We start from the raw sequence: 9723 nt of genomic DNA, 5'->3' as shown, positions 1-9723 counted from the left end.
ATCCCGAACTCAGCAGTGAAACGATGCATCGCCGATGGTAGTGTGGGGTTTCCCCATGTGAGAGTAGGTCATCGTCAAGATTAAATTCCAGAACCCCTGTTTGCTAACGCAAACAGGGGTTTTGTTTTGGGCGGTCGGAAAGCAAAGGACTATAGATATTTTAAAAGTCCCGCCTTTGCTCAACTCAATCAGTGCTCTCAACCCTGCCTGAACATGGCGTCTTGCGCTGTAGTAGAGGCGCAACGTGTCAAAACAGGGGGGCGATCCTCGAGCACGCATAACGGCGACCCCGTAGATGCCGTTGCGTCCGTGGAAGCAGAACTCACTGACGCGATCATCAAAGGATAGACCCATATCCCGTGCGCGGTGGATGGCCAAGCACGCATCAGCGTCTTCTGTCCTCGGACCCACAGAAAGCCCACGCTCTCGCCATACGTATTGACGCCGGTCGCGTGCTGATCAACACCCGTGGCTCACGAGTCCCGCGCTCTTTGGCGGCTTTAAACAGTCAGGTATCGGCCGTGAGTAGGGCACCTTCGGTTTAGAGGTCTTTCTGGAGCCAAAATCGGTCCTTGACGGACGGAACAGCATGCCATTGGGGAAATCGATGCAAAGTGTTTCTGCATTTTTGGTATCGTGCAGCACATTTTCACAAGGATTGATCTTTCATCCGCAGGACGCGGCGTCGACCTTCTTCAACGAGATGCTGTAGAAATGCCTGAACCGATACCGATCAAGGATCACGAAAAAGAAAACCGCTTGGTCAACAAGCGCCTACTCGCCTGCGCGCTGTTGGTCATTGGCATCACTTGCGCCCTGGTAGGGCGCATGTATTTCCTGCAAGTGGTGCAGTACGACTATCACTCCACGATTTCTGAAAACAACCGGGTCCACGTACTGCCGATTACACCGACACGTGGGTTGATCTATGATCGCAATGGTGTGGTGCTTGCCGACAACCGTCCCAGCTACAACCTGACCATCACCCGTGAGCGCACCACCGACCTCAAGGGTGAGTTGGACGCTATCGTCAACCTGTTGCACTTGCCCACCGAAGACCGCGCCGTGTTCGACAAGGCGCTGAAGCAAGCCCGCCATCCTTTCGTGCCCGTGACGTTGTTCTACGAATTGACGGAAGAACAGATCGCCGTACTGGCGGTCAACGAATTCCGCCTGCCCGGTGTAGACGTAGAGCCGCAATTTGTCCGCCATTACCCTCTGGGCGCGCATTTTGCGCATTCGATTGGCTACGTAGGTCGTATCAACGAAAAAGAATCCAAAACCCTCGATTCGGTGGAGTACCGCGGTACCCAGTCCATTGGCAAGACCGGTATCGAGCGTTTCTACGAGTCTGAACTGCACGGCCACGTTGGCTATGAAGAGGTCGAAACTAACGCCCAGGGCCGCGTACTGCGCGTGCTTAAGCACACCGACCCGATCCCCGGCAAAAATATTGTCCTGAGTCTCGATGTCAAATTGCAAGAAGCCGCTGAAAAAGCCTTGGGCGATCGCCGTGGCTCGGTAGTGGCCCTGGACCCGCAAACCGGCGAAGTACTGGCGATGGTCAGCAAGCCGAGCTTTGACCCCAACCTGTTCGTCACTGGTATCAGCTTCAAGCAATACGCCGCGCTGCACGATTCCATCGACCGTCCGCTGTTCAACCGCGTGCTACGCGGGCTCTACGCCCCGGGTTCGACGATCAAGCCGGAAGTGGCTATCGCCGGCCTCGACAGTGGTGTGGTCACCGCGCAAACCCGCGTGTTTGACCCCGGTTACTACCAGTTACCCGATTTTGACCACAAATACCGTAACTGGAACCACAGCGGCGACGGATGGGTGGACATGGACGCCGCCATCATGCGTTCCAACGACACCTACTTCTACGACCTGGCCCACAAACTGGGTATCGACCGCCTCCACGATTACCTGGCCGAATTCGGCCTCGGCCAGAAAGTCTCCCTCGATATGTTCGAAGAGTCAGCCGGCCTGATGCCTTCCCAGGCCTGGAAGCGCGCGACACGGCGCCAACCGTGGTTCCCGGGCGAAACCGTGATCCTCGGTATCGGTCAGGGCTACATGCAAGTCACGCCGTTGCAGCTGGCCCAGGCCACCGCGTTGATTGCCAACAAAGGCGTGTGGAACCGACCGCACTTGGCCAAAACCATTAACGGTGTACCACCGGTGGATGAAAATCCGATGCCCAACGTAGTCCTTAAGGACCCGCGTGATTGGGAGCAGGTTAACCACGGCATGCAACTGGTCATGCATGACCCGCGTGGTATCGCGCGGGCCGCAGCAGCAGGCGCGCAATACCGCATCGCTGGCAAGAGTGGTACGGCGCAAGTCGTCGCGATCAAGCAGGGGGAGCGTTACAACCGTAACAAGACCCTGGAGCGCCATCGCGACAACGCCTTGTTTGTCGGCTTCGCGCCAGCGGAACACCCGACAATCGTGATCTCGGTGATGATCGAAAACGGCGAGGCCGGTGGGCGGGTGGCGGGCCCCGTGGTCCGGCAAATCATGGACGCCTGGCTGCTCGACCAGGACGGCCACCTGAAGCCGCAATATGCCACGCCGGCCAAAGCCCCGGGTGACCCGCACGTCTAAATCAGGTCTTCCACTCGTCCCAGTGCTCTAGGCTTTCATAAGCAAGCCAGGGCACATCATGAGTGGTCCAGATGTGCGAGGTGGGCCGAACGCCCGGATCATCATCCAGCGTCGCCACCCGCACAATCACGTGGGGTTGATGCCCACGCTCCGCTATCAGGTGTGAGCCGCAACGCGAGCAGAAACGCCTGACTTTGCCCGGTGAAGACTCAAACGACGACAGCAGGGCTTCACCCTGGGTCCAGCGGAAATGCTCGCGCATCACTCCGGCCGTGGTCACAAACGCTGCTGCATGCACTTTGCGGCAGCTGTAGCAGTGGCAATGGCTGATCGGCATGTCCAGGCTGTCCACTTGATAGCGCACAGCCTTGCACAAGCAACTTCCATTCAACGGGTCAGTCATACACGTATTGCCTGATTCAGGACGGGGTCATCAGCGCGCACAACTCAAGGTTGCGCATTGGTTGATGTCGCCTACTGTGAATGGAGGAGGTGACTTATGCACGTATTAGATCGCATCGAACGAAAAGTACTGCTCAATGCTTCACGTAAACAGGTGTGGGAAGCGCTCACCGATGCCGAGCAATTCGGTAACTGGTTCGGCATCGCCCTTAAAGGCAAAACCTTTGCGCCCGGGCAAAGCATCGAGGCGCAGATCACCTATCCCGGCTACGAACATGTGGTGTGGAAGGCCAAGATCGAACGCGTCCTGCCACACACCCTGTTCTCGTTCTGGTGGCACCCTTACGCGGTCGAGGAAGGTGTCGACTACGACAGCGAAACACCGACTCTGGTGGAGTTCACCCTCGAAGATCGGGCGCCAGGCATTTTGCTGCGGGTAGTTGAGTCCGGTTTCGACGCGGTGCCCGAAGCCCGACGCCAGAAAGCCTTCAAGATGAATTCCCGTGGCTGGGATGAACAAATGAGCAATATCGAAACCTATCTCGGTCAAGCCCGTCGGGCCTGACCCAAACGGGCACCTAGACGATGCCCGTTATAAAAACGCTCAGCCGTCTTTCGCTGATCAATGATGTCTTTGGAAAACCACCCTCGCCGACACTGTCGCCACACGCGGATCGCCTTGGGTCAGATAGCCGCCCAGCACGCCCAGTTACCCGCCGCGAGCCACTTAATGTTCTGCAATAATTTTGTGAGATCGCGGTCTGCGTGCGCGTTAACGTGCCGCGTTTTCCCGGATGCCGAGTAGAATCACGCTCTGAAAGCGATTCCTGAGGTGCGGTACGGTGGATTTACAGCAGGGTTTTGTCCTGACCCGGCATTGGCGTGACACGGCAGCGGGTACCGAGGTCAGTTTCTGGCTGGCGACCGACCAAGGCCCACGGTGTGTGCGTCTACCCGTGCAAACCTCGGTGATGTTTATCCCCGAGGCCTATCGCAAACCGCTGGACTGGTTGCTCAAGGGCGAGCGCGATATCGAACTGCGTCCGCTGCAGCTGTGTGATTTCCATCACCGCCCGGTAATGGGCCTCTACACCCGCCAGCACCGCCAACTGATGGACTTGGAAAAACGCCTGCGCGCTGCCGGTGTCGATGTCTACGAAGGCGACGTACGCCCGCCCGAGCGTTACATGATGGAGCGCTTCATCACCGCGCCGGTGTGGTTCGGCGGCACACGTGATACCAGCGGTACCCTAATCGACGCGCAGATGAAACCTGCGCCGCATTACCGCCCGCCGCTGAAACTGGTGTCGCTGGACATCGAGACCACCGCTCAAGGCGACCTCTATTCCATCGCCCTCGAAGGCTGCGGCGAGCGCCAGGTGTACATGCTCGGCCCACCGAACAAGGCCGATGCGGTGGACTTCAAGCTCGATTACTGCGAAACCCGCGCGCAACTGCTCGAGCGCCTCAACCAATGGCTTGCCACCCATGACCCAGACGCGATCATCGGCTGGAATGTGGTGCAGTTCGACCTGCGTGTGCTTCACGAACACGCCCAGCGCCTCAACGTGCCGCTGCTGCTGGGCCGTGGCGGTGAGGCCATGGCCTGGCGCGAACATGGCAGTCGCAATCACTACTTTGCAGCGGCAGCGGGGCGCTTGATTATCGATGGCATCGAAGCGCTGCGTTCGGCGACCTGGAGCTTCGAATCCTTCAGCCTGGAAAACGTCGCACAAACCCTGCTCGGCGAAGGCAAGGACATTTCTACGCCGTACCAGCGTATGGACGAAATCAACCGCATGTTTGCCGAGGACAAGCCCGCCCTGGCGCGCTACAACCTCAAGGATTGCGAGCTGGTTACGCGGATTTTCGAGAAGACCGAGCTGCTCAAGTTCCTGCTGGAGCGGGCCAGCGTCACCGGGCTGCCGGCCGATCGCAACGGCGGTTCGGTCGCGGCGTTCACCCACTTGTACATGCCGTTGATGCACCGCCAGGGCTTCGTTGCGCCGAACCTGGGTGACAAACCGCCCCAGGCCAGCCCCGGTGGTTTTGTGATGGACTCGCGTCCCGGCCTGTACGAATCGGTGCTGGTACTCGATTACAAAAGCCTTTACCCCTCGATCATCCGCAGCTTCCTGATCGACCCGGTGGGCCTGATCGAAGGCCTCAAGCACCCCGACGACAGCGAGTCGGTGGAAGGCTTTCGCGGCGCGCGTTTTTCGCGCACCCGACACTGCCTGCCGTCAATTGTCACGCGTGTTTCCGAGGGCCGCGAGGCTGCCAAGCGTGAACACAACGCGCCGTTGTCCCAAGCCCTGAAAATCATCATGAACGCCTTTTACGGCGTACTCGGTTCCAGCGGCTGCCGGTTCTTCGACACGCGGCTGGCATCCTCGATCACGATGCGCGGGCACCAGATCATGCGCCAGACCCGCGAGCTGGTTGAAGCCAAAGGTTACCAGGTGATCTACGGCGACACCGACTCCACCTTCGTCTGGCTCGGCAGTGCGCATGCTGCGGATGACGCCAGCCGCATCGGCCGGGAATTGGTGCAGCACGTCAACGACTGGTGGCGCGCGCATTTGCACAGCGAATACGGTCTGCAAAGCGCCCTGGAACTGCAATACGAAACCCACTTCAGCCGCTTCCTCATGCCGACCATCCGTGGCGCGGAGGAGGGCAGCAAAAAACGCTACGCCGGCCTGGTCGTGCACGCCGATGGCAGTGAAGACATGATCTACAAAGGCCTGGAAACCGTGCGCAGCGACTGGTCGCCCCTGGCCCGACAATTCCAGCAGGCGCTCTACCAGCGCATCTTCCATCGCCAGCCCCATCAGGACTACGTGCGCGACTACGTACGCCGAACCTTGAGCGGCGAACTCGACGACCTGCTGATCTACCGTAAACGCCTGCGCCGCCAATTGGACGACTACGAACGCAACGTGCCACCGCATGTGCGCGCCGCGCGCCTGGCCGATGAATACAACGACCGCCTGGGGCGCCCGCGCCAGTACCAGCGCGGTGGCTGGATCAGCTATGTGATCACGGTCAACGGCCCGGAACCGCTGGAAGTGCGGCAGGCGCCGATTGACTACGATCATTACGTCACCCGGCAATTGCAGCCGGTGGCCGATGCGATTTTGCCGTTCGTCAACGATGATTTCGCCACCTTGGTCGGCGGGCAAATGGGCCTGTTCTAAAACGCTTGTCTGGAGGGGACACGAGCCTGCACTCTTGGTCTGATGATGACCACCCTCAGACGGCGCAGCTTCTCATGACTCAGATCACCCTGACCGGCAACACGGTCGAACTCCGGCCCCTGCAACGTGAACACGCGGCTGCCTTGGTCGAGGCTGCCGCCGACGGCGAGCTGTGGAACCTCAACGTCACCAACGTCCCAGGCCCCGAGACCGTCGACAAGTACCTCGACATTGCGCTCATCGGGCGTGAGGCCGGCAGCATGATCCCGTTCGCTATTGTGCGTCGCGACAGCGGCCAGGTGGTCGGCAGTACACGCTTCTGGAAGGTGGACCGGGTGAATCGCAAGCTTGAGATTGGCCACACCTTCTTGTCGCAATCCACGCAAAAAACCGCGATCAACACTGAAGCCAAACTGTTGCTGCTGACCTACGCCTTCGAAGTGTTGGACTGCGTGCGCGTGCAATTCACCACCGACGAACTCAACGAAAAGTCCCGCGCCGCCATCCTGCGGCTCGGCGCCGCGCAAGAAGGCATCGTGCGCCACGAACGCATCATGCCCGACGGGCGCAAGCGCAACTCGGTGCGCTTTAGCATCATCGATTCGGAATGGCCGCAGGTGAAGGCCAACTTGCAGGCCAAATTGTTGCGATAAGGAGCAAACGCCCATGTACACGCTCTACGGTATTGATGAATCCGGCTCCTGCATGATCGAAATCGCCCTGCAGCGTTGCGCAGTGCAGTGGCGCCGCATCGACGCCAGTTCCTGGGAAGACAGCGAGGGCAGCGAAGCATTGGCCCGCATCAACCCGCTCAAACAGATCCCCACACTGGTAACGCCCGATGGCCAGGTGCTGACCGAAAGCGCTGCAATCCTGATCCACCTGGGTCTGGAATTTCCCGCCTCGGACCTGCTTGCCGGCAACCGCGCGCAGATCCTGCGCGGCCTGGTCTACATCGCCGCGAACTGCTATTCGGCCATTGGCATCATCGACTACCCGCAACGCTGGCTGGGCACCGCAGATCAATCGCTGCAGACGCAGTTGACCACTGGCACGCGACGCTATCTGCATCATGCATGGGTGGTGTTCGCCCAGCAGTTCGCTGACCAGTTGTTCGCCCCCAATGATGTGCCGAATGCACTGGGCCTTATGGCCGCGGCGGTGTCGCGCTGGGACGCGGCGCGGGACGTATTGAACGACCTGGCGCCAGGCTTTGCCCAGACACTGGCGCAGGTGGATGCCGACCCCGTGGTGGCGCCTGTGTTCGCTCGGCATTGGCCGGAGTGGGGCGTCTCTTAATGTTTCCGCAATCAGAAGAAACAATCACCGTTGAGGCTGTCCAACCCCTTGCGTAGCAGGCTTCCTGACCTACGCTTCTTAACGAGGTGTAGGAATCATCCTTGAAATTGACTGTCGCAGACATGAAACTCAAGAACCCTGCATGGAATTCAAAGGAGGTGCGCATGCTCATCCGGTCGCTGACCCTGGCTACCTTGATGGCTTTTACGGGGCCGCTGTTGGCCGCGGATGATATCAACCCGCTCAAGCAGGACGTGGGCAAGTCCCGCCCGCTGGTGGTGGTGGAGCTTGATGCCGGCAACGAAACATTGGCGACCCTCAAGAAACAGCTGGACGAGCCTGCCAACAAGCAGTCCTTTGAAGAGCGCAACATGGTGTTTTACACCGTGAAGTTCGGCAGCATCGGTGCCGAAGGGGAAAAGTTTGCCAAGGACGCAAAGGACAACAAGAAGCTCACGCCGCCTGAAACCAACGCGTTGATCCGTGCCCTGAAGTTAGGCGCTGGCAGCGGTACCAAGGTGATCCTGGTCGGTAAGGACGGCGAGAAGAAAGTCGAGAAGACCGTGCCACCGGATACCCTCGACCTCAAAGAGTTCTTCAGCGCCATCGACCAGATGCCCATGGCCGAAAAAGAACTTGCCGCGCCTGCAGAACCAGAGCCCGCCGCCGCGCCAGCTAAGGGCGCCAAAGCAGCCAAGCCTGCCAAGGCCGGCAGCAAGGCAGCCGCTGCGCAACTCGATGATTGAACCTACATAACCCCCTGTGGGAGCGGGCTTGCTCGCGATAGCGGTGTACCAGTCGCTGTAAATATGGACTGACACACCGCCTTCGAGAGAGAACCCGTTCGCACATTGGTTCAGTGGTTTTCTGAAGTTTTGGCGGCTTTACGCACCGGAAACGGAAAGTAGAAAAACCGTAAGAACGCCACGCGCTTGATCACTTCCCCGATCAGCAACGGCACCACCACCGCCACCGCCAGGCCCACACAAGCCGACACGAATGGAGGCAGGCCCAGGCGCTCCATCAGGTTGACGCACTTGTGCTGGATCTCTCCATGGAAAATCAACAGGATCAGGGTCGACTGGCCGATGTAGGTCATCGCCCGCGTGATCACGGTCGAGACCATCAGCACCCGCGCCAGTGCCCAGCATGCGTACACGCCGATCACCGCCAGCAGGCTGGTCCACAACCAGTGGTCGTAGCGCCGCTGCGCCAAGTCCATGGTGTCGTGGCTGTAGAGGAACACTGCGGCGAACAGTGCCACTGAAATCACCAGCGTCAGCAGCGAGCCTTCATGCCTGCGCAGCCAATCGCGCAGCAGGTAGCCGTAGATGAAGTAGGTGCTGCTGATCAGGGTGATCTCGAGGCTGAAGGGCAGGCCGGGCAGCGTCCAGGTGTGCTCACCGACAGTCACGGGGATTTGCCAGAACCACGGCAGCACCCAGATGCCGAGCAACAGTTGCGCGACCATCAGCAGGCAGCCCATCGTCAGTGACAGCTTCAGTCGCTGGATCAGCCGCAGCATCAACCCACTGAACAGAATCGCTACCCAGAAGTGCGGCAGAAACCACAGTGCCTGCCAGGGAATGGTGTCCACCGAGGCGTACAGCACGCCGCCAACATCCGGCAGCAGCGGTTGCCCGCGCAATACACTGCGTACGATCACATACACCAGCATGGTGAAAAAAAACGGCTTGAGCAGGCCGTCGGCCTTGCGTATCGCCATCTCCACAAACGGTTGCTCGGGCTTGAAGAACACCCCGGACAGGAAAAAGAACAACGGCAATATGAACGACGCGATGATTGGATAGATCAGCTCCGGAGAGTTGGCGACGAACCAACTGTGGCCATACACGATCATCAGGATGCCAATGCCTTTGGCAATATCCATCTGTATCCAACGATGTTTCACCTGACCACCCCCCGATCGATTATTCACGCCTTGCGCCACGGCTTCAGCCACAGCCCCATGCCCAGTAACACCACGATGCCTGCCAGGCTACTTAGCCCCAGTTGCAGCCATACGCCTTGAATCCGAAACAGCAACAGCGCGGCCAACCCCATGAGCGCCGCACTGAGTAACCAATCCCGCGCCCAGGGCAGGGTGCCCAGCAGGTTTTGGCGCTGCATCAGCAGCAATGCCGTGAAGATCACCCCCCCCAGCGGCGCCACCGGCATGCCCGCCCACCCAAACCCACACGGCAGCGCGCCCACC

At 59.4% G+C, this 9723-nt stretch carries 8 protein-coding genes, 1 rRNA gene and 1 pseudogene; 7 read left to right on the top strand and 3 right to left on the bottom strand.

Going from position 1 to position 9723, the window contains the following annotated elements; genetic code table 11:
• Both rrf and mrdA read left to right on the top strand, forming a co-directional pair.
• Window positions 1-80: ribosomal RNA gene (rrf, locus tag E0F99_RS31310) — 5S ribosomal RNA — on the top strand; the annotation flags it as partial.
• Between the two features lie 634 nt (window positions 81-714).
• Window positions 715-2607, top strand: coding sequence for a penicillin-binding protein 2 (gene mrdA, locus E0F99_RS26365; protein WP_083359246.1), 1893 nt, complete (start codon window positions 715-717; stop codon window positions 2605-2607).
• Window position 2608: 1 nt separating this feature from the next.
• Here the strand turns inward: mrdA and E0F99_RS26360 are convergent, their stop codons facing one another.
• Window positions 2609-3010 (bottom strand): GFA family protein, encoded by a 402-nt coding sequence (locus E0F99_RS26360; RefSeq protein ID WP_083359245.1) that lies wholly within the window; start codon window positions 3008-3010, stop codon window positions 2609-2611.
• A gap of 96 nt (window positions 3011-3106) precedes the next feature.
• Here E0F99_RS26360 and E0F99_RS26355 point away from each other — a divergent pair, with 96 nt between their 5' ends.
• From E0F99_RS26355 to E0F99_RS26335, 5 genes are all read left to right on the top strand, one after another.
• A complete protein-coding gene (locus E0F99_RS26355) occupies window positions 3107-3574 on the top strand; it encodes an SRPBCC family protein (RefSeq protein WP_083359244.1) in 468 nt (155 codons plus the stop codon).
• Between the two features lie 277 nt (window positions 3575-3851).
• Window positions 3852-6209, top strand: coding sequence for a DNA polymerase II (locus E0F99_RS26350; RefSeq protein ID WP_083359243.1), 2358 nt, complete (start codon window positions 3852-3854; stop codon window positions 6207-6209).
• A 74-nt stretch (window positions 6210-6283) separates the two neighbouring features.
• A complete protein-coding gene (locus E0F99_RS26345; RefSeq protein WP_083359242.1) occupies window positions 6284-6862 on the top strand; it encodes a GNAT family N-acetyltransferase in 579 nt (192 codons plus the stop codon).
• 13 nt (window positions 6863-6875) lie between these two features.
• Window positions 6876-7508 carry a glutathione S-transferase N-terminal domain-containing protein gene (locus E0F99_RS26340; RefSeq protein WP_083359241.1) on the top strand — a complete coding sequence of 211 codons (633 nt, stop codon included), beginning with the start codon at window positions 6876-6878 and terminating at the stop codon, window positions 7506-7508.
• Between the two features lie 164 nt (window positions 7509-7672).
• The gene (locus E0F99_RS26335; protein WP_083359240.1) at window positions 7673-8254 is read left to right on the top strand and encodes a DUF4174 domain-containing protein; all 582 of its coding nucleotides are present in this window, start codon (window positions 7673-7675) and stop codon (window positions 8252-8254) included.
• A 110-nt stretch (window positions 8255-8364) separates the two neighbouring features.
• Here E0F99_RS26335 and E0F99_RS26330 read toward each other — a convergent pair whose 3' ends face one another.
• Together E0F99_RS26330 and E0F99_RS26325 are read right to left on the bottom strand one after the other, a co-directional pair.
• Entirely contained in the window at window positions 8365-9399 is a 1035-nt protein-coding gene (locus E0F99_RS26330; RefSeq protein WP_083359239.1) for an acyltransferase family protein, read from the bottom strand.
• Between the two features lie 44 nt (window positions 9400-9443).
• Window positions 9444-9723: pseudogene (locus tag E0F99_RS26325) on the bottom strand (murein biosynthesis integral membrane protein MurJ); the annotation flags it as partial.

Source organism: Pseudomonas antarctica (assembly GCF_900624995.1).
Lineage (GTDB): Bacteria > Pseudomonadota > Gammaproteobacteria > Pseudomonadales > Pseudomonadaceae > Aquipseudomonas > Aquipseudomonas antarctica.
The sequence above is the reverse complement of the archived record's forward strand: the minus strand, read 5'-3'. Positions and strand labels throughout refer to the sequence as shown.